Genomic DNA, 19,531 nt, shown 5'->3' with positions numbered 1-19,531 from the left:
TGGGCGAAGGATCCACTGGGCATGACCGCAGGGCAAAGACTAACCATCTTGGGGCTGGAATCGAGCTGCGATGATACAGCCGCTGCGGTGCTGCGCCGCGAGGCTTCGGGGGATCTTGTTCTTCTGTCTTCTGTTGTGACAGGTCAAACATCCCTGCACGCCGAATTCGGTGGCGTGGTTCCCGAACTGGCCGCGCGCGCCCATGCTGAAAAATTGGATCACATGGTCGAAGAGGCTTTGGCGCAGGCAGATATTCCCTTAGCCGACATAGACGCCATCGCGGTCACTGCGGGCCCTGGTCTCATTGGCGGCGTTTTGTCAGGCGTCATGGCCGCCAAAGGATTGGCTTATGGTCTCGGCAAGCCACTGATTGGGGTCAATCATTTGGCAGGCCACGCCCTGACCCCACGCCTGACAGATGAGATGCGTTACCCCTATCTGATGCTCTTGGTTTCAGGAGGGCATTGCCAGTTTTTACATGTCAAAGGCCCTGACAATTTCACGCGCCTCGGGGGCACAATTGACGATGCCCCAGGCGAAGCCTTCGATAAGGTTGCACGGATCATGGGATTGCCCCAGCCCGGCGGGCCATCAGTGGAAAAGGCGGCACAATCTGGGGATGCCCACCGATTTTCACTTCCCCGTCCGCTCTTGGATCGCGAGGGCTGCGATATGTCATTCTCAGGCCTAAAAACGGCTGTGCTGCGCCAACGTGATCAATTGGTTGCCGCCCAAAATGGGCTTTTTGAACAAGACCGCGCGGATATTTGTGCCAGTTTCCAAGCTGCAATGCGTGATGTTTTGGCCGAGAAATCACGCCGCGCCTTGGCCTTGGCAGACGGGATCACGGGCTTCGCTGTGGCGGGTGGGGTGGCCGCAAATCAAACCCTGCGCAAGGCGCTTGAGGCTGTCTCGGATGAGGCCAATACGCCATTTGTCGCGCCACCATTGGCCCTATGCACAGACAATGCTGCTATGATCGCTATGGCGGGGCTAGAACTCTATCTCGAAGGGGCGCGGGATGACATGACGTTATTCGCACGCCCACGCTGGCCCTTGGATCAAAGCGCCGATGCCATGCTTGGCTCGGGAAAAAAGGGGGCGAAGGCATGATTGATATCGCAGGCGCCGGCGCCTTTGGCACAAGCCTTGCCATAGCATTGGCCCGTGCGGGTCGGCCCGTACGCCTTTGGGCTCGCGATGGTGCCGAATACATGCGCCAATCCCGCGAAAATACGAAACGTCTGCCCGATATCCGCTTGCCTGACCAAATAGAAGTCACGGATGATTTAGACGCGCTGAGAAGCGATATTTTGCTACTGGCCATTCCCACGCAAAAGCTTGGGTCATTTTTAGATGGCTATAAGCCGCACGCGGGTCATCTTGTCTCCTGCGCGAAGGGGATTGATTTGACCACGGGTCTTGGCCCTGCATCACTGCTGAGCGCGCGATTTCCAGACAAAGTCGCGGCACAGCTCACGGGTCCCAGTTTCGCGGTCGATATCGCGCGCGGCCTGCCAACTGCCCTGACCTTGGCGTGTCAGGATGCGACCGCCGTGACTACGCTGCAAAAGGCGCTATCCACGTCCAATCTACGCCTTTACGGAAGCACCGATATTATCGGGGCAGAGATGGGGGGCGCCCTAAAAAATGTAATCGCAATTGGGGCAGGTGCAGTCATGGGGCGGGGCTTGGGCGAGAGCGCGCGCGCCGCTCTTATGGCCCGCGGCTTTGCCGAAATGCGCAGGATCGCACGCGGGTTTGGCGCGATAGATGAAACGCTTTCAGGACTGTCGGGACTTGGCGACTTGATCCTGACCTGCACTTCGGAAAAATCGCGCAATATGCGCTTTGGCCTCTCCCTGACCCAAGGCACAGCTTGGTCGGAGGACAGCACAGTTGAGGGGGTTGCGACCGCGCGGGGCTTGGCCGCGCGGGCCGAAATTGACACACCCCTTGTCGATGCCGTGGCCAAGCTGAGCGCAGGTGAAGTAGAGTTTGACGAAATAACAGAGGCGCTTTTGGCGCGCCCTTTGACCATGGAGTAAAGAAAATGCGTTACGCGTTGATGTGCACAGACAAGGCCGAAGCCCTACAAACCCGCCTTGATAACCGCGAGGCCCATTTGGCCTATATCGCCGAGACAGGCGTGGTTGAAATGGCAGGCCCACTTTTGGATGAGGCAGGCAAGATGATCGGATCGCTCGTCATCATCGAGGTTGAAACCCGCGCAGACGCCGAAGCTTGGGCCACAAATGATCCTTACGCAAAAGCAGGGCTTTTTGCGAAAACCCGCATCGAAGCATGGAAAAAGGTCATCGGCTGATGGCGTATTGGCTGTTCAAATCCGAACCCGACACGTGGAGTTGGGCGCAGCAATCTGCCCGCGGGGATCAGGGAGAGGAATGGAACGGCGTGCGCAATTATCAGGCGCGTAACTTCATGCGGCAAATGGAAATCGGGGATCAGGGGTTTTTCTATCATTCCCAGACCGAAAAGGCCGTGGTGGGCCTTGTCGAAGTCATCGCCACAAGCCACCCCGACAGCACCACGGACGACCCGCGTTGGGACTGCGTGGACATAAAAGCCCTCCGCCCCATGCCCCGCCCTGTGAGTTTGGAAATGGTTAAGGCCGAGCCTCGTCTTGCCGAAATGGCCTTGCTGCGCCAATCGCGCCTCTCGGTGCAACCCGTGACACCAGAGGCCTGGGATATCATCTGTAAAATGGGTGGGCTGGAATAAAGAAGGAGGGCCCCGATCAGATCGGAACCCTCCGCCACCCACGCGCTCTTCTCGCTTCGCACGTGTTCGAATGAGGGCCCGCCATACTGATCAGGCAGGGTGTGGATAACATAAACCCCTGCGAGCAATCAAAAAAAAGCACGTCGAATTTTATCGATCACATAAGAAGGCCCCGAACACCGCCGTGGCAGTTGGGGGCCTGTTTGACTGATAAAGCGGTCAGGTTCAGCGATAGACGCTTTCTTTACCGAAATGCTTGACCAGCATGTAATAGATCACCGCGCGGTATTTGTTCCGCTCTGAGCGACCATAGGTTTCGATGACGCTATTGATCGCATCCATCAACTGAGGGCCATCGGCCAGACCCAGTTTCTTGATCAGAAAATTATTCTTCACCGTTTCCAATTCTGACGGTTGGCTGCCTGCCACTGTTGAGGCATCTGCATTATAAATGGACGGCCCTAGACCAATCGTCACCTTGGTCAGAAGATCCATATCCGCATCCATGCCGCATTTGTTTTTCAAATCGCCCGCATATGTGGCGATTAAATCATCACGTTTGCCCGTCACAAACTCCCCCTAAAGACACATTGGCCCGAAGGGTAATCCCATCGGGCTAAGGGCAGACTGGCAAGTCAAAGATAAAAAATAAACCTAAAAATAAAAGATCGGGCGCTTTTGCCCGATCTTTCAATCTTTTCAGCCATATCGCGCAGGGTCGCGCGTCAGTAGCGGTAATGCTCTGGCTTGAATGGGCCTTCAGGCTGAACACCGATATAATCCGCTTGGGATTTATCCAGCTTGGTCAGCTTCACGCCAATCCGATCCAAATGCAGACGGGCCACTTTCTCGTCCAAATGCTTGGGCAGAATGTAAACCTCGTTCTTATAATTTCCGCCATTCTTCCACAGTTCAATCTGCGCAAGCACCTGATTGGTGAAGGAAGCGGACATCACGAAAGAAGGATGGCCTGTGGCATTGCCAAGGTTCAACAAGCGGCCTTCAGACAAAAGAATGATGCGGCTGCCCGAGGGCATTTCGATCATATCCACCTGCTCTTTGATATTCGTCCATTTGTGGTTTTTCAAAGCCGCAACTTGGATCTCATTGTCGAAATGGCCGATATTGCCCACGATGGCCATATCCTTCATTTCGCGCATATGTTCGATGCGGATGACGTCCTTGTTGCCCGTGGTGGTGATGAAGATATCCGCGCTTGCGACCACATCTTCCAACAGCACCACTTCGTACCCGTCCATCGCGGCCTGAAGCGCGCAAATCGGGTCAACCTCGGTGACTTTAACGCGCGCGCCCGCGCCGCGCAAACTCGCGGCGGAACCTTTGCCCACATCGCCATAACCACAGACGACAGCAACTTTACCTGCCATCATCATATCAGTCGCGCGGCGGATACCGTCAACGAGCGATTCTTTACAACCGTATTTATTGTCGAATTTCGACTTGGTGACGCTGTCATTGACGTTGATCGCAGGGAAGGGCAACTGACCCTCACGCACCAATTGATAAAGGCGGTTCACGCCTGTGGTGGTTTCCTCAGAAACGCCCTTGATCTGGTCGCGCACTTTGGTGAACCAGCCCGGGCTTTGCGCCATGCGCTTTTTGATCTGCGCTTTGATCACTTCTTCTTCTTCAGATTGCGGGACGGGGATGATGTCCTCACCCGCTTCGGCGCGCGCGCCCAAAAGAACATAAAGCGTGGCATCACCGCCATCATCCAAGATCATGTTGGGGCCATCCTCAAAGAGGAAGGATTTATCAAGATAATCCCAATGCTCTTCCAAGGTTTGGCCTTTGATGGCGAAAACGGGGATGCTGGCCTTGGCAATCGCGGCAGCCGCGTGATCTTGGGTCGAGAAGATATTGCAGCTTGCCCAACGCACATCGGCACCCAAAGCCGCCAATGTTTCAATCAGAACGGCAGTCTGAATGGTCATATGCAAAGAGCCAACAATGCGCGCGCCTTTGAGGGGCTTTTCGGCGCCATATTCCGCACGCAATGCCATCAGGCCTGGCATTTCCGTTTCAGCAATGTCCAATTCTTTGCGGCCATAATCGGCAAGGGCGATATCTTTGACGATGTAATCGTTCACGAGTGCAGCCTCCTTGAGGGCGGATAATCATGTCTCTAATTTGGCGTGGCCATAGCAGCCTTGCGGCCCCACAGCAATGGCGCTGCGTCCATTCGCGCGGGATGCGTTGCATCTGAAGCGAAGGGCTATATGGTTTCGCAAAACGTGAAGGACAAAAGAACCTATGCCGCGCTCAACACCCATCCGTGCTTGGCAACGAATGTTATCGGGTCGAAGGCTAGACCTGCTTGACCCCACACCCGTTGATATCGAGATCGAGGACATCGCCCATGGCCTCGCATTCGTAGCGCGTTGGAACGGTCAAACGCGCGGCGATTATCCGTATTCCGTGGCTGAGCATTCGCTCTTGGTTGAACAGATTTACGACCTGCAACATCCCAACGGCCCCTTGAAATGGAATCTGGCTGCGCTTTTGCACGATGCGCCCGAATATGTGATTGGCGATATGATCAGCCCCGTTAAATCCGCCGTGGGGCCTGGATATGCGGAGTTGGACGCGCGCTTAACCGCTGCAATTCATCTGCGGTTTGGCCTGCCTGCAGAATTGCCCAAAACGGTCAAAACACGGATCAAGCAAGCGGATCGCATCAGCGCGTGGATCGAAGCCGTGCAAATCGCGGGCTTTTCAGAAACTGAAGCAGATCAATTTTTTGGCAGGCCCGAAGCCAAGCTTCTGGCGCAAATCACCCTTGCGCTGCGCCCGCCCGCAGAGGTGCGCGCAGATTTCACAGCACGGCACAACGCGCTCATCGCTCGGATTTAAGACTTACTTAGGGCTGCGCTTCGCCAAAATCCGTTGCAACGTGCGGCGATGCATATTCAAGCGCCGTGCCGTCTCAGACACATTGCGATCACATAGCTCATAAACGCGTTGAATATGTTCCCAACGCACGCGGTCAGCACTCATCGGGTTTTCGGGCGGTGGGGGGAGATCATCATCACTGGCCAAAAGCGCGGCGGTGATGTCATTTGCATCCGCTGGTTTCGACAGATAATCAGTCGCGCCAATCTTTACCGCAGCAACCGCAGTTGCAATCGCGCCATAACCGGTCAAAACGACAATTCGCGCATCGGGCCGTTTCGCGCGGAGTGTTTCCACAACATCCAAGCCATTGCCATCTTCAAGCCGCAAATCGACAACCGCGTAAGCAGGCGGGCGGGCCATCGCGATGGCTTTCCCCGCTGTCACAGTTTCGGCGGCTTCGACCTCAAAGCCACGCTTTTCCATGGCGCGCTGCAATCGGCGCAGAAACGGCTCGTCATCATCCACCAAGAGAAGTGACTTATCAGGCCCGATATCCCGTAAACTGCGCTCTTGCGACATTGGTGTTCCTCCCATGGAGCCAGTCTGCCCAAGGCTCTGGCGGCCAAAATTGGTCTGTATAGCTTAATTAGGGAGAAAATCTGCGCGGGTCAAATGCACGATGTCCGTGACCCACGCAAAGTGATTTGCAAGCAAAGGTTTAGCTGCTTGCATCGAGGAAACACTGCACCGCATCTGCCATCTCTGCAGGGGCGGTATCGCGGCGGAAGAATTCGACAAACCCTGCATCAGGCAACACCAAATAGGTAAAAGTCGAATGATCCACCAAATAATATGGATCGCTTCCATCGTCATGGCTGTTGTAATAGGTGCGATACGCACGGCTTGCAGCGGCAACTTGTGCGTCACTCCCCGTCAGGCCGATCATATCGGGGTGAATGTTTTCGGTAAATTCGCGCAACCGTTCGGGCGTGTCGCGCTTGGGATCAATTGAAATAAAAACCGGCAAGACGGCTTCACCGCGTGCGGCGAGAATATCCACCACTTCTGCATTGCGCACCGTGTCCAGCGGGCAAACATCAGGACAAAACGTGTAGCCAAAATAAAGCAAGGTTGGCTCGGTGATCAGCGCCTCGCTTGTGACCAACGCGTCGTCCTCGGTGATCAATTCAAACGGACCGCCAATGGTATCAGACCCGCCCGCGATAACGGTTGAGCGGCATTGCGCATAGGCATCCTCGTTTTGAACAAGCCCCGTGCCGCCAAGCGCGCTTGGTTGTTGAAACAATGTCAAAGGCGAGCGCCCTTGCAAGATCAATGCCGTTGTCCCGCCCAAAACCAGAACGAGAATTGCAAAGGCACCAATTGCAAAATACCGTGTCATGAAGCAGCCTTTCACCGCGTTAGTCCCATGTGGGGCAATCTATTGCGAGACCCGCAGAAATTCATCCCCACCTGACTGTGACAGAAAGCCCCAATGACCAAAGACCCCGCTCAAAGATTATTTGCCGATGATGCGCGCAGCGATTGGGTGCGATTAGAGACGCTGTTGCTATTGCGCTGGTTGGCGATCATTGGCCAGACGATCACTGTCGCCATTGCCGCCTATTTCATCGGCCTTCGGGTGGAATTGGGCCTGTGCTTTTTGGCCATTGGCGCGAGTGTCATCTCCAATCTTGTCGCGATGGCTATTTTCCCACGCAGCCAGAGATTATCTGATCGCGATGCGATGCTTACCCTTCTTTTTGACCTCACACAGCTGGGGTTTTTGCTGTTTCTAACAGGGGGGTTAAACAATCCTTTCGCCTTGTTGATCTTGGCACCTGTAACCATTTCGGCCACCGCGCTGACGCTAGGTTCAACTGTCATGCTTGGCGGGATTGCCATTGGTCTGATTACAGTTTTGGCCTTTTACCATGTGCCACTGCGCAGTTTGGACGGATCAGTTCTACAAATCCCCCCGCTTTTCTTGCTCGGGTTTTGGACTGCGATTGTCATCGGAATCGTCTTTCTATCCTCCTATGCGCGGCGCGTGACCAAAGAAACGCATTCGATGAATCAGGCGCTCTTGGCCACGCAAATGGCCCTCGCGCGGGAACAAAAGCTCACTGATCTTGGGGGCGTGGTCGCCGCAGCGGCCCATGAACTGGGCACACCCTTAGCCACGATAAAACTTGTCTCGAGCGAATTGGCCGATGAACTGGCCGAGGCGCTATCAAGCCGACCAGATTTGTTTGAGGATGCAAAATTGATCCGTGACCAAGCGGATCGGTGCCGTGATATCCTTCATTCCATGGGGCGTGCGGGCAAGGATGATTTGCAAATGCGTTCCGCCCCCTTTGGCGAGGTGCTCCGCGAAGCTGCGGAACCCCATGCTGATCGGGGTATTGACCTGCTCTATGATCTCGCGCCCGCCCTACCCGATGTCGCCGATGAGGACAGTGCCCCGCCTGTGATCTATCGCAAGCCTGAAATCATCCACGGCCTGCGCAATCTTGTCCAAAACGCCGTAGACTTTGCCAATGCGACAGTCTGGATTGAGGCAACTTGGGATTTGGCCGAAATCCGTCTTTGCGTCATTGACGATGGCATGGGCTTTCCCCCTGAGGTGTTAAGCAGGCTGGGCGATCCATTTTTACGCCGCCGCTCCAGACAATCGAACAGCCCGCAACGTGTCGGGTATGAAGGCATGGGACTTGGCCTATTTATCGCCAAAACCCTATTAGAGCGTTCGGGCGCGCGGGTTAGCTTTCGCAATTCCAGCGACCCATTCCTAACGGCTGCGGAAAAAGGCGCCAAGAGCGGCGCGGTGGTTGAGGTTGTTTGGCCAAAGTCGCGGATTTGTTTGTCTGAAGAGGAACGAAATACGCCCCTAGGACAAAACAAACCTTTTTCTCCGTGAAAAACCCTCAAAATTTACGATAATTACCAGAATATTAAGATTTAATCCCCAGTGTTATCCCCAAGGGGTGTTTATGCCCTTCACGCAGCGCGCGTTCATTCTGCACAGTGAGCGCGCCAATATTAATTGGACGATGCACATCTCTGGGGGGTAAGGGTATGGCCGCAATCGGCGCAAACCCGCTATTCATTGTCGGTGGTGTCAGCTTCTTGGCGGCTTTGGTGGCTAGCCTGATGGTTCAGTTTGTCATTTTGCAACAAGGCCGCAAACTGGGGGGGGGCGGATGGATCGCATCCCGCAAGATGCGATGCGGAAATATGTGTTTCGCGAAAATTACCTGATTTCAGATGTCGAAGGGACTGATTGGTATTTGGCCGATCCCGAGGATCGCGCAGGCGCTTGGCGCAATCTTGCCCTAGGCTTAGAGCATCTGCACCAATCACAATGCTGATGAATTACGCCACATCACAAAACGGGTAAATATCGAAGGCCGATCCCTTCTCTATGGCTTGCGCCCCGTCTGATCCCTTGTAAACTTGGCGCAATGTCTGATGGATCCGCTGCACCCCTCTCTGATTTGCCACCTTGCCATGCACATCTGCGCTTGGCTTCGCCGGAAGCCATGTCAGAATTTACAGAGGCCCTCGCGCCGCTTTTGGAGCCAGGTGATGTTTTGGCGCTTTCTGGTGATCTTGGCGCAGGTAAAACCCATTTCGCGCGTGGGGTGATCCGAACCCGACTCGCGCAAATCGGACGCGTGGAGGACATCCCCTCCCCAAGTTTTACGCTGGTGCAAATCTACGAGGCCCGCCCCTGTGATATTTGGCATGTTGATCTGTATCGCCTCGGTGATCCGCGTGATGTGGATGAGTTGGGCCTTATAGATGCGTTTGAAACGGAAATATGCCTGATCGAATGGCCCGAACGGATGATGGCCGATCTCCCAATGCGCACAATCTGGCTTTCGTTTATATATGACCAAAGCGCCCCTGATCAGCGTCATATCAGGCTCTGTGCGTCCCAAGATCATCCCAAACTTCCGCAACTTTGCGCCTTGGCTGAGAGGTATCCATGACCACGCTCTCACCAGAGGCTTGCGCTTTTCTCGACCGCATGGGATGGGGCATGGCCAAGCCAAGCCCAGTTGCAGGCGATGCTTCGGCGCGCAGCTATACCCGCCTGCATCTCTCAGACGACTATAGTGCGGTTCTGATGCAGACGCCTAAAAGCGAAATCAAAAGCCAAGCGGCGTTTCGCTATGTGGCCGCCTATTTGCGCGGCTTGGGCTTGTCGGCGCCCACAGTTTTTGGCGCAGATGTTGATGCAGGCTTCCTCTTGGTTGAGGATTTTGGCGATCAAACCTACAGCGCAATTTTGGATCAAGGCCTGACCCATGAGGTTGAGCTTTATCACACCGCGCATGATCTTTTGGCGGTTTTGGCGCGGACGGGCGCAATGGGTGGGCTACCCATTTTGGCCGCCGCTGAATTGGCGCGATTGACCGCAGTCACCTTTGAAGAATTGCCCGAAGACCATGCGCTGAAATCTGAACAAGCCGCCTTTCAAAACGAGCTACAAGGCCTTGCAACATGGATCTTGCGGGGCGTGCCTGTGACGGTGTTGCGCGATTTCCATGCGGGAAATCTGATTTGGCTGCCTGACCGCACAGGGTTGCAACGTGCGGGCGTTATTGATTTTCAAGACGCACTCTGCGGCCCCAAAGGCTATGACCTCGTCTCGCTGATTGATGATGCACGGCGCGATCTGTCGCTTGAATTGCGCACCACATTGATCCGCGATCATGCGCATATTTTGAACATCAGCGAAGATGATATAATCCTGAGGACAAGCCTGCTCTCGCTGCAACGCAACTTCCGTATTTTGGGGCTGTTCCGCCGCCTCGCGCGGACTGGAAAACCAGAGTATCTGCGGCATATGCCACGGGTTGCCGCCCATATTCTTCGCGCTTTAGACCATCCAACGCTTGCGCCCTTGGCCACAACAGCGCGTGCGATCTGCGCGCATTATCTGCAATCCACCGCCGATCACGCCCCCCGCGGTGCAATGATCATGGCCGCAGGGTTTGGCACGCGTATGGGGGCGTTAACCAAAACCACGCCAAAGCCATTGCTGCGGGTGGCGGGACGGGCCTTGATTGACCATGCGCTTGATGTTACGCGCGTGGGGCATGCCGCGCCATGCGTGATCAACACCCATTATCACGCCAATCAAATGCGCCACCATCTACGCAACGCAGAGGTCATCCTCAGCGAAGAGCAGCCAGAGATTTTGGAGTCAGGCGGCGGTATTCGCCATGCCCTGCGCTACTTCTCGGATACTGCGATTTTTACACTGAATTCTGACAATGTTTGGACGGGCCCAAATCCCTTTGCCACGCTGTCTGCTGCTTGGCGGCCTACAGAAATGGATGCGCTGATGCTGCTTGTCCCACGGGACAAGGCCACAGGCCGTCAGGGGGATGGTGACTTGGGCCTTGATGCCACAGGGCGGGTTTTGTTTGACGATCCCCAAAAGCCCTATGTGTTCACAGGCGCACAAATCCTAAAGACCGCACCAATCGCCGCCATGGATATCCCCAAATTCGCCCTTCGGATGCTGTGGGAAACCCTTGCGCAAGAGGGGCGGCTGTTTGGTGTCATCCATCAGGGCGGATGGGCCGATGTGGGGCATCCAGAGGGGATCGCGTCAGCAGAAGAATTGCTTGCCACCGAAAAGGTCGCCGTCACATGAGCGGGCGAAACCTCTTTGCCACCCCCATTGGGGTAGAGTTTACCTCAGCATTGATTGCAGGGCTGGACGCGCGGCTTGCAGGGCAGCCACCCGAGGCGATTGCGCGCGTGGAAATTTGGGTGAACTCCGCCCGAATGGAACGAAATCTGCGCGCCCAATATCTGCGCAAAGAGGCGGCATTTTTGCCCCGCATTCGGCCATTCGAGGCCATGGCGCATCTACCTGATTTGGGTGGTATGGCACAACCTGCCTCAGATTTGCGGCTGCGTTTGCATCTGGCGCAACTGGTCGGGCGGCTTTTGGATGCAGCCCCTGATTTGGCACCGCGTGCCTCGATCTGGTCGCTTGCCGATAGCCTTGCCAATCTATTGTCGGAAATGCACGAAGAACGGGTCGCGCCCGAGGTGCTACAGCGTCTGAATGTCGAAGGACATTCAGAACATTGGCAGCGCAATCTAGAGTTCATCAAAATCCTACGGCACTATTTTGAGGACAACCCCGACCTGCTCACCCAAGCTGCACGCCAAAGCAGTTTGATTGATCGTTTAGCGCAACATTGGCAGGACAACCCACCTGACCATCCCGTTATTATTGCGGGCTCAACAGGGTCACGCGGGGCCACCGCGCGCCTTATGAAGGCGGTTGCAGGGCTTAATCACGGCGCGGTGGTTCTGCCAGGATTGGATTATGATCTACCGCATGACATTTGGCAGGCGCTTTTGTCGGGCGATGGCCCCACGGGCGGCCTGACGGGGCAAGACCATCCGCAATACCGATTGGCAAAATTTGCGCATGACTTGAATGTGAACCCTTGGGAAATCCCCCGTTGGATTGAAACCACGCCCCATAATGAAAACCGCAATCGCCTTGTATCCCTTGCCCTAAGACCTGCCCCACAAACGGATCAATGGCTTGAGGAAGGGCCAAAACTTAGCGATCCCCAAGGCGCTCTGCGCGATGTGACCTTGATTGAAGCTGAAACCCAGCGCGAGGAGGCGATGAGCATCGCACTCGGACTGCGCCACGCCATCGAGGCGGACAAACGGGTCGCGTTAATATGCCCAGATAGGATTTTGGTGCGTCAGGCCTGTGCCATCCTTGCCAGATGGTCGCTCTATCCTGACGATTCTGCAGGCGTGCCCTTGGGGGAAACGGCAACGGGGCGCTTCTTGCGCCATGTCAGTGATCTGATGCTTGCGCCTTTGACGGGCGAGCAGTTGTTGATCATGCTCAAACACCCCCTTTGTCACTCTGGCGGCGAAGATCGGGGCGCGCATCTGCGCCGCACCCGCAAGCTAGAACAAAAGATGCGGCGGTGTCTGTGGGCGTTCCCAAAACGATCTCAGATTATGGATTGGGCGGCTGAGCAAACCGATGATCCAGACCTGATGATCTGGGCGGACTGGGTTTGCCGCGAATTGATAGATCGGCCCGTCTTGCCACAATCAGGTGCGATGGCTGAGTTCGTGCGCGCCCATATCGCTTGGGCCGAGCGTTTGGCAGCGGGCCCTCAGGCCACTACCGAGGCCGAAGCATCGGGCGCACTTTGGCGCCAAAATGCGGGCGAGGAGGCGCTACGCCTGATGAACCGCTTAGGCGAAGAAGCCGATGCCGCAGGCGCAGTGAGCTTGCGTGATTATCGTGACCTCTTTTCTGGCATCCTCAGCGAGGCCCTTTTGCGCAACCCCGTCCGACCACATGCAGATCTGTTGATCTGGGGGCCGATGGAGGCGCGGGTGCAAGGCGCAGATCTTGTAATACTTGCAGGCCTGAACGAAGGGGTTTGGCCCAATTCAAGCGGCGCTGATCCATGGCTTAATCGCGCCATGCGGGCTGAGGCGGGGTTGCGCCTCCCAGATCGGCGCATCGGCCTTGCCGCGCATGATTTCCAACAGGCACTCGGCGCGCAAGAAGTTTGGCTCACCCGCGCCAAACGCGATGCAGAGTCCGCCACCATCCCGTCCCGATGGCTCAACCGCTTGGTGAACCTCCTTCGTGGCAGCAGCGATGCAAGCCGCGCGGCCTTGAGTGAAATGACCGAACGAGGCGCGTTTTGGTTAAGCCTTGCCGCAGAGATCGACAGACCAGAGGCGCAAGACCTAAAGCCACGCGCCAAACGACCTGCACCGAAGCCCCCCGCCGATGCGCGACCAAAATCCCTTTCGGTGACGCGCATAGAGACCCTCGTGCGCGACCCTTATGCAATTTACGCCCGCTATGTATTGGGTCTGTATAAATTGGGCGAATTAAACGCCCTGCCCAATGCCGCAGATCGGGGAACCGCGCTGCACCGCGTGTTGGAGCGCTTCGTCGACCAATGCCGCAGCGCCGAAGACTTCGGCGACCTGACATCCGCCCGAACAAAACTTTTGACCATGGCCGATGAGGTATTTGCCACAGATGTCCCATGGCCCTCGGCCCAACGGATGTGGCGCGCCAAGGTCGTTAAATTCGCCGATTGGTTCGTTATAGGGGAATTGCAACGGCGCCAAACCCAAACCCCAGAATTGCTTGAGGCCAAAGGATCTTGGCCGATTGCCGAAATTGATTTCACCCTCACAGGCAGTGCAGATCGAATTGACCGCGATCAAAACGGGAATTTATGGATTTACGACTATAAGACAGGATCCGCTCCAACGCCCAAGCAAGAAGCGAACTTTACGAAGCAACTTTGGCTTGAGGCGTTGATGGCCGAAGCGGGCGCGTTTACGGGCAAACCTGAAACCGTTACAGGTCATGGCTATCTTGCACTTGGGAAACAATCGGATGGCAGCAATTACATCACTGCAGATGATCTGCGCGGCATGTATGAAAGCTTCCTGACACTCATCCGCGCCTATCAGTCGCCCGACAAAGGCTATATCTCGCGGCGTGCCGTGTTTGATCAGAATTTTGACGGCGATTATGATCACCTCGCGCGCTACGGGGAATGGGACGAAACAGAGCTTCCACCACAGGAGGCTGACCCAGAATGACCCTGACGCCCCCAAAATTTGACGAAGCCACGCTGGCGCAGGTGATTTCAGCGGATCCTTTGCGCTCGACTTGGCTGTCGGCCAATGCTGGCTCCGGAAAGACGCGGGTTCTGACAGATCGCGTATCGCGCCTCTTGCTGCAATCTGTGCCGCCTGAACGGATTTTATGCCTGACCTATACCAAGGCTGCCGCGGCAGAGATGCAAAACCGCCTTTTCTCGCAACTTGGCAAATGGGCGATGTTAGCCGATGCCGAGTTAATCAAAGCCTTGGCGAAATTAGGGGTAGCCGAGGACGACCTTGGCACAGACACGCTCGCCCATGCCCGCACGCTGTTTGCGCGGGCGGTTGAGGCACCAGGCGGTTTGAAAATCCAGACAATCCACTCCTTTTGCGCCTCAGTTTTGCGGCGCTTTCCTGTTGAGGCGCACATATCGCCCGCCTTTGAGGAAATGGATGATCGCGACCAGACCGACCTCATCTCGAAAATCCTCGAAGATATGGCGACCGATAGTATCGGACAGGGCCGTATCGCATTGGATGCGGTCGCCCCGTTTGTGTCTGACCTCGATGGGCACGAACTGGCCAAGGCGGTCATCAACAAGCGAGAGGCGTTTGATCCTGCCGCCACAGAAACTCAACTACGCCAGTTTTTTGAGCTTGGAACCAAAACTTTTGCAGATCTGATATCTGAGACATTCATGGGGGATGAACAGGCACTTTGCGATAAATTGGCCAAGCTGTTGAGCTATGACAACAACAGGCAAAGAAAGTCCAAGATCACACTAGAATCCTATGATTGGTCAAAACACAGCCTTGCTTCCATCGCTGCGATAGAAGATGTTTTCGTCAACGGATCAACGGCGAAAAACAATCCAGATCAGGCCAAAGGCGCCGCAATTTTCAACACAGATGTGCGCAAGGAAATGGGGGATGATTTCCCAGCCCTTTGTGATTTCATGGAGCGACTTGCAACAGCGCGGCAGACCCGCCGCGCCTTGATCATGTTTGAAAAATCAAACACGCTGCATCAATTCGCGGCAGAGTTTCTCGCCCGATATGATCGCGCCAAGGAACGGCGTGGTTGGCTTGATTTTGACGACCTGATCCGCCTGACCAATCGACTTTTAACCAAAACCAGTCTGGCCCAATGGGTGTTGTTCCGCCTTGATGGCGGCATCGACCATATGCTTGTGGATGAGGCGCAAGATACCTCTCCCGCGCAATGGCAGATCATTGCAAAACTGGCTGAAGAATTTGCGGCGGGCCAATCCGCGCGCGATGGTTTGACCCGCACAATTTTCGTTGTGGGGGATAAAAAGCAATCCATCTATTCTTTCCAAGGGGCCGATCCCGAAGGGTTTGATCGCATGCGCGATGAGTTTGATCATCGCCTTGCCGCGGTTCAGTCGAAACTCCATAAAAACGTGCTGAAATATTCCTTCCGCTCGGCGCCAAGCATTTTGCAATTGGTTGACCGCGTGGCCGCCGATCAAGCCTATGCGGGTTTGGGCCAAGATGTGGAACACTCGGCCTATTTTAGCGACCTTCCCGGGCGGGTGGATATTTGGCCCGCAATTCCAAAAACCGAAAAAGCGGATATCCCCGAATGGGACAGCCCCGTAGATTTGGTTCATGACAGCCACCACACCGTGATTTTGGCTGATCAAATCGCTGATTTCATCGCGCAGAAAATCAATTCAAAGCAGATGATCCGCCTGAAAGGGGTAGACCCGCGTCCTGTGCGACCGCGTGATTTTTTGATATTGCTGCGCAAGCGCAGTGATTTGTTTCACCAAATCATCCGTGCGCTCAAGTCACGGAATTTGCCCATCATGGGCGCAGATCGCTTGCGCATCAGCGCAGAACTGGCTGTGCGCGATCTCACGGCATTGATGAACTTTCTTGCGACACCAGAAGACGATCTTTCACTGGCCGCCTTTTTGCGCTCTCCCCTTGGCGGTTTGAGCGAAGACCAACTTTACGAGTTAGCCCATGGCAGGGCGGGCGCGCTGTGGCAGGCGCTCTCTAACCACTCTGCTTACGCGGGGATCGTGTCCACGCTGAGGGAGTTACGGAACAAGGCCGATTTTGAGAGGCCCTACGAGATTCTGGAAAATATCCTCACCCAAAAAGGTGGTCGGCGCGCTTTGATTGCGCGGTTGGGTCACGAGGCCGAGGATGGGATCAACAGCCTGCTACAACAGGCGATGAGCTATGAGCGCCACGATGTGCCTAGCATTGCGGGATTTGCTGCATGGCTTCGGCGCGGGGATGTGACCATCAAGCGGGACATGTCAGGGGATGATGACCAAATCCGCGTCATGTCCATTCACGGGGCCAAGGGTTTAGAAGCCCCGATTGTGATCCTGCCCGATACGGCGCGACCGAAAAGTCGCGGCGGGGGTGGGGTTAATCTGCTTCAACCCAAAGACGGGCCACTGATTTGGGCGAATTCGTCAGACGACCTCGATGCCGATCTGCGCGAAGCCTACGATGCGCGCAAAGCCGCGCAGGATGAGGAAGAAAACCGCCTTCTTTACGTTGCAATGACCCGCGCAGAGACTTGGTTGGTCATCGCCGCCGCAGGTGATTTATCCGCAAAGTCGGGCGACAAACTATGTTGGTATGATCAGATTTGCGCCGCCGCAGAAAGCCTGCCCAACGTCCAAGCCATAGACATGGCAGGGCAAACGGGTCTGCGACTGGAGAATGGCAACTGGGATAGTCACGCTCACGACACATCTGAACCCGCCTCGCCTCAAGGTGCTTCTGCACAGGTGAAAACAGCCCTCGCCTCATGGGCGCGAGAAGCACCGCCTTCTAAAGCAAAAGACAAACCAGTGCTCAGCCCTTCAGATTTGGGGGAGACACCCGCACCTAGCCCACAAGAGGCGGCCCTCAAGACCGAATGGCGCGATGCGGAGGCAGCCAAACTGCGGGGGCGGCGTCTGCATCTGTTGTTAGAGCATTTGCCCAAAACAACCCCCGCCGCATGGGCTGCAACCGCGCCCATGATTTTGGCGGCTGAGGGCGATTGCAGCCCAGAGGAATGCGCAGCCCTCTTGAGAGAGGCAGAGCGCGTCTTGACCCACCCCAATTTGCGTGAGCTGTTTGTGGGGGATGCCTTGGCCGAAGTGCCGCTGACATCCTTTAGCAAAAAATTGAACCATCAGGTCTATGGCGTGATCGACCGCTTGATCCTGCACGATGCAGAAGTGTTGGCAGTGGATTTCAAATCCAATCAAATCGTGCCGCAAAGCCCTGCTGAGGTTTCCGAAGGTTATCTGCGCCAAATGGCGGCCTATGGAGAAATGCTAAGGGCGCTATATCCCACACGGGTCGTGAAATTGGCCATTTTGTGGACAAGCGGGCCAAGCTTGATGGAGCTGCCCTATAATCTGTTAGAACAAGCGCTGCAAAGAGCCGCAGGGAAAGGTGTGGGTTCTTGACGCAGGGCAACGGCATTCATAGGTTCCGTTTTAACCACTGTCATCCCAAGGAGGGCTATATCATGGCCACGACCGCAGTTACCGATGCGACCTTCGATAGCGAAGTTCGCCAATCCTCTCTCCCCGTCATCGTTGATTTTTGGGCAGAATGGTGTGGCCCTTGCCGCCAAATTGGCCCCGCTTTGGAAGAACTTTCGTCTGAGTTTGAGGGCAAGGTGAAAATCGTCAAAGTGAATGTTGATGAGAACCCATCCTCGCCGATGGAGCTGGGCGTGCGCGGCATCCCTGCATTGTTCATGTTCAAAGATGGCGAAGTGATTTCAAACAAGGTCGGCGCAGCGCCTAAAGCCGCGCTTCAGAAATGGATCGAAGACACGATCTAATTCACTTCTCAGACGTGATCAAAAGGGCGCCCTGATGGGGCGCCCTTTTTCGTATGCCTCTGCCTGAAGGGAGGGAGGGAGGATCAGGCAGAGGTAGCGTTCTTTACTCAGCCTTTGGTGAAGTCAGGATAGGCTTCCATGCCCAGCTCTGCCACATCAAGGCCACGGATCTCGTCCTCCTCGGATGGGCGCAGACCCATAATGCCTTTGAGGATGATCCAGACGATCAGCGAGGTTACAAAGACGAAGGCACCGATTGCCGCGATACCGATGATCTGCGCGCCCCAGTTGCCTGTGTAGAAGGCAACGGCAAGTGTGCCCCAGATACCTGCTACAAGGTGAACAGGGATTGCACCCACGACATCGTCGATCTTCATTTTGTCGAGCATTGGCACCGCAAAGACCACAATGACACCACCCACAGCACCTGTCAGCAGAGCGCCGAACAAGGACGGAGCGAGAGGCTCGGCAGTGATCGACACCAGACCTGCGAGAGCGCCGTTAAGCACCATGGTCAAATCAACCTTACCAAATAGAACCTGTGTCAGGATCAGGGCGGCAACGGCACCTGCTGCTGCGGCCATATTGGTGTTGGCGAAGATACGGCTTACATCCGCAACGTCACCCACAGTGCCCATGGCCAACTGCGAACCACCGTTAAAGCCGAACCAACCCAACCACAGGATGAATGTGCCGAGCGTGGCCAAGGCAAGGTTAGAACCAGGCATTGGGTTCGTCTTGCCGTCTTTGAACTTGCCCAAACGGGGGCCAAGGACGATGGCACCTGCTAGTGCGGCAAAGCCACCTGCAGCGTGCACAAGGGTCGAACCCGCGAAGTCGGAGAACCCAAGTTCAGACAACCAGCCACCGCCCCACTGCCAAGATGCTTCAATCGGGTAGATGAAGCCAGTCAACACGACAACGAAGACCAAAAACGGCCATAGTTTAATGCGCTCGGCCAATGTGCCCGAAACAATCGAAGCCGTCGTGGCGCAGAACATCAACTGAAAGAAGAAGTCGGAACCGACAGATGCGTAATCCAATGCGGTATCTTCCGGGGACACGCCGACAGGCTCAAGTGAGGTTGGCGCAAAGGCCCCAAGCCAGCCGCCGATGCTCCAACCATCGCCTGGATACATCAGGTTAAAGCCAACCAACCAATACATGATCGCAGCCAAAGAAAAGAGCGCGATATTTTTGGTCAGCTGCATGGTTACATTCTTGGAACGCACCAGACCCGCTTCCAACATGGCGAAACCTGCCGCCATCCAGAACACGAGGAAACCACCCATCAAGAAAAGAAGGGTCGTCAGAATATAAGAAGTGTGAAGCGCAGGTTCACCCGTAGCAACGGTGGCGTCCTGTGCAAGCCCCATTGAAGGCAGCGCGACCGAAGCGGCCACGGCGGCGAGGGGAAGGAGGGATTTAGTATTCATTGGAATGATGTCCTTC

At 55.5% G+C, this 19,531-nt stretch carries 17 protein-coding genes; 12 read left to right on the top strand and 5 right to left on the bottom strand.

The features are described from left to right. The first annotated feature begins 21 nt into the window (after positions 1-21). The 4 genes from tsaD to AAC621_RS07175 are packed head-to-tail and all read left to right on the top strand — an operon-like array spanning position 22 to position 2,742. Positions 22-1,113 (top strand): tRNA (adenosine(37)-N6)-threonylcarbamoyltransferase complex transferase subunit TsaD, encoded by a 1,092-nt coding sequence (tsaD, locus tag AAC621_RS07190; protein WP_340256391.1) that lies wholly within the window; start codon positions 22-24, stop codon positions 1,111-1,113. After that, positions 1,110-2,048, top strand: coding sequence for an NAD(P)H-dependent glycerol-3-phosphate dehydrogenase (locus AAC621_RS07185; RefSeq protein WP_340253751.1), 939 nt, complete (start codon positions 1,110-1,112; stop codon positions 2,046-2,048). The genes tsaD and AAC621_RS07185 overlap by 4 nt, the downstream gene beginning before the upstream one ends. 5 nt (positions 2,049-2,053) lie before the next feature. Beyond that, entirely contained in the window at positions 2,054-2,326 is a 273-nt protein-coding gene (locus tag AAC621_RS07180) for a YciI family protein (RefSeq protein ID WP_317657184.1), read from the top strand. Next, complete coding sequence (locus tag AAC621_RS07175) at positions 2,326-2,742, top strand: EVE domain-containing protein (protein WP_317657183.1); 417 nt, start codon at positions 2,326-2,328, stop codon at positions 2,740-2,742. Before AAC621_RS07180 ends, AAC621_RS07175 begins: the two co-directional genes overlap by 1 nt. Positions 2,743-2,967: 225 nt before the next feature. Here AAC621_RS07175 and AAC621_RS07170 read toward each other — a convergent pair whose 3' ends face one another. Next, entirely contained in the window at positions 2,968-3,312 is a 345-nt protein-coding gene (locus AAC621_RS07170) for a DUF2853 family protein (RefSeq protein ID WP_340253748.1), read from the bottom strand. Between the two features lie 155 nt (positions 3,313-3,467). After that, positions 3,468-4,853 (bottom strand): adenosylhomocysteinase, encoded by a 1,386-nt coding sequence (ahcY, locus tag AAC621_RS07165; protein ID WP_340253745.1) that lies wholly within the window; start codon positions 4,851-4,853, stop codon positions 3,468-3,470. 163 nt (positions 4,854-5,016) lie between these two features. On the opposite strand from ahcY, the gene AAC621_RS07160 reads away from it, so the two are divergent. After that, on the top strand, positions 5,017-5,616 hold the full coding sequence (locus AAC621_RS07160; protein WP_340253742.1) for an HD family hydrolase: 600 nt from the start codon (positions 5,017-5,019) through the stop codon (positions 5,614-5,616). Between the two features lie 3 nt (positions 5,617-5,619). On the opposite strand, the gene AAC621_RS07155 is transcribed toward AAC621_RS07160, so the two are convergent. Further along, on the bottom strand, positions 5,620-6,177 hold the full coding sequence (locus tag AAC621_RS07155; RefSeq protein WP_340243822.1) for an ActR/PrrA/RegA family redox response regulator transcription factor: 558 nt from the start codon (positions 6,175-6,177) through the stop codon (positions 5,620-5,622). A gap of 139 nt (positions 6,178-6,316) precedes the next feature. Next, positions 6,317-7,000 carry an SCO family protein gene (locus AAC621_RS07150; protein WP_340253739.1) on the bottom strand — a complete coding sequence of 228 codons (684 nt, stop codon included), beginning with the start codon at positions 6,998-7,000 and terminating at the stop codon, positions 6,317-6,319. Between the two features lie 93 nt (positions 7,001-7,093). Here AAC621_RS07150 and regB point away from each other — a divergent pair, with 93 nt between their 5' ends. From regB to trxA, 7 genes are all read left to right on the top strand, one after another. Further along, positions 7,094-8,518 carry a sensor histidine kinase RegB gene (regB, locus tag AAC621_RS07145; RefSeq protein WP_340253736.1) on the top strand — a complete coding sequence of 475 codons (1,425 nt, stop codon included), beginning with the start codon at positions 7,094-7,096 and terminating at the stop codon, positions 8,516-8,518. 283 nt (positions 8,519-8,801) lie between these two features. Further along, a complete protein-coding gene (locus AAC621_RS07140; protein WP_340253733.1) occupies positions 8,802-8,969 on the top strand; it encodes a hypothetical protein in 168 nt (55 codons plus the stop codon). 93 nt (positions 8,970-9,062) lie between these two features. Further along, positions 9,063-9,593: a tRNA (adenosine(37)-N6)-threonylcarbamoyltransferase complex ATPase subunit type 1 TsaE gene (gene tsaE, locus AAC621_RS07135; protein ID WP_340253730.1), complete on the top strand. Its 531-nt coding sequence runs from the start codon at positions 9,063-9,065 to the stop codon at positions 9,591-9,593. Continuing rightward, the gene (locus AAC621_RS07130; protein ID WP_340253727.1) at positions 9,590-11,269 is read left to right on the top strand and encodes a phosphotransferase; all 1,680 of its coding nucleotides are present in this window, start codon (positions 9,590-9,592) and stop codon (positions 11,267-11,269) included. Before tsaE ends, AAC621_RS07130 begins: the two co-directional genes overlap by 4 nt. After that, the gene (gene addB / locus AAC621_RS07125; RefSeq protein ID WP_340253724.1) at positions 11,266-14,244 is read left to right on the top strand and encodes a double-strand break repair protein AddB; all 2,979 of its coding nucleotides are present in this window, start codon (positions 11,266-11,268) and stop codon (positions 14,242-14,244) included. Before AAC621_RS07130 ends, addB begins: the two co-directional genes overlap by 4 nt. Further along, positions 14,241-17,696 carry a double-strand break repair helicase AddA gene (gene addA, locus AAC621_RS07120; protein WP_340253721.1) on the top strand — a complete coding sequence of 1,152 codons (3,456 nt, stop codon included), beginning with the start codon at positions 14,241-14,243 and terminating at the stop codon, positions 17,694-17,696. The genes addB and addA overlap by 4 nt, the downstream gene beginning before the upstream one ends. Before the next feature lie 62 nt (positions 17,697-17,758). Further along, the gene (gene trxA, locus AAC621_RS07115) at positions 17,759-18,079 is read left to right on the top strand and encodes a thioredoxin (protein ID WP_340253718.1); all 321 of its coding nucleotides are present in this window, start codon (positions 17,759-17,761) and stop codon (positions 18,077-18,079) included. A 107-nt stretch (positions 18,080-18,186) separates the two neighbouring features. On the opposite strand, the gene AAC621_RS07110 is transcribed toward trxA, so the two are convergent. After that, positions 18,187-19,515, bottom strand: coding sequence for an ammonium transporter (locus AAC621_RS07110; protein WP_340253715.1), 1,329 nt, complete (start codon positions 19,513-19,515; stop codon positions 18,187-18,189). Positions 19,516-19,531: the final 16 nt, after the last annotated feature.

Source organism: Roseobacter sp. HKCC-CH-9208 (assembly GCF_037805125.1).
Lineage (GTDB): Bacteria > Pseudomonadota > Alphaproteobacteria > Rhodobacterales > Rhodobacteraceae > M30B80.
This window is presented reverse-complemented; position numbering and strand designations above follow the sequence as displayed.

What these genes read in the sequence shown, in the direction of transcription:
- tsaD (WP_340256391.1), top strand. Translation starts at nt 22, where the DNA reads ATGACCGCAGGGCAAAGACTAACCATCTTGGGGCTGGAATCGAGCTGC.
- AAC621_RS07185 (WP_340253751.1), top strand. Translation starts at nt 1,110, where the DNA reads ATGATTGATATCGCAGGCGCCGGCGCCTTTGGCACAAGCCTTGCCATA.
- AAC621_RS07180 (WP_317657184.1), top strand. Translation starts at nt 2,054, where the DNA reads ATGCGTTACGCGTTGATGTGCACAGACAAGGCCGAAGCCCTACAAACC.
- AAC621_RS07175 (WP_317657183.1), top strand. Translation starts at nt 2,326, where the DNA reads ATGGCGTATTGGCTGTTCAAATCCGAACCCGACACGTGGAGTTGGGCG.
- AAC621_RS07160 (WP_340253742.1), top strand. Translation starts at nt 5,017, where the DNA reads ATGCCGCGCTCAACACCCATCCGTGCTTGGCAACGAATGTTATCGGGT.
- AAC621_RS07155 (WP_340243822.1), bottom strand. Translation starts at nt 6,177, where the DNA reads ATGTCGCAAGAGCGCAGTTTACGGGATATCGGGCCTGATAAGTCACTT.
- AAC621_RS07150 (WP_340253739.1), bottom strand. Translation starts at nt 7,000, where the DNA reads ATGACACGGTATTTTGCAATTGGTGCCTTTGCAATTCTCGTTCTGGTT.
- regB (WP_340253736.1), top strand. Translation starts at nt 7,094, where the DNA reads ATGACCAAAGACCCCGCTCAAAGATTATTTGCCGATGATGCGCGCAGC.
- AAC621_RS07140 (WP_340253733.1), top strand. Translation starts at nt 8,802, where the DNA reads ATGGATCGCATCCCGCAAGATGCGATGCGGAAATATGTGTTTCGCGAA.
- tsaE (WP_340253730.1), top strand. Translation starts at nt 9,063, where the DNA reads ATGTCTGATGGATCCGCTGCACCCCTCTCTGATTTGCCACCTTGCCAT.
- AAC621_RS07130 (WP_340253727.1), top strand. Translation starts at nt 9,590, where the DNA reads ATGACCACGCTCTCACCAGAGGCTTGCGCTTTTCTCGACCGCATGGGA.
- addB (WP_340253724.1), top strand. Translation starts at nt 11,266, where the DNA reads ATGAGCGGGCGAAACCTCTTTGCCACCCCCATTGGGGTAGAGTTTACC.
- addA (WP_340253721.1), top strand. Translation starts at nt 14,241, where the DNA reads ATGACCCTGACGCCCCCAAAATTTGACGAAGCCACGCTGGCGCAGGTG.
- trxA (WP_340253718.1), top strand. Translation starts at nt 17,759, where the DNA reads ATGGCCACGACCGCAGTTACCGATGCGACCTTCGATAGCGAAGTTCGC.
- AAC621_RS07110 (WP_340253715.1), bottom strand. Translation starts at nt 19,515, where the DNA reads ATGAATACTAAATCCCTCCTTCCCCTCGCCGCCGTGGCCGCTTCGGTC.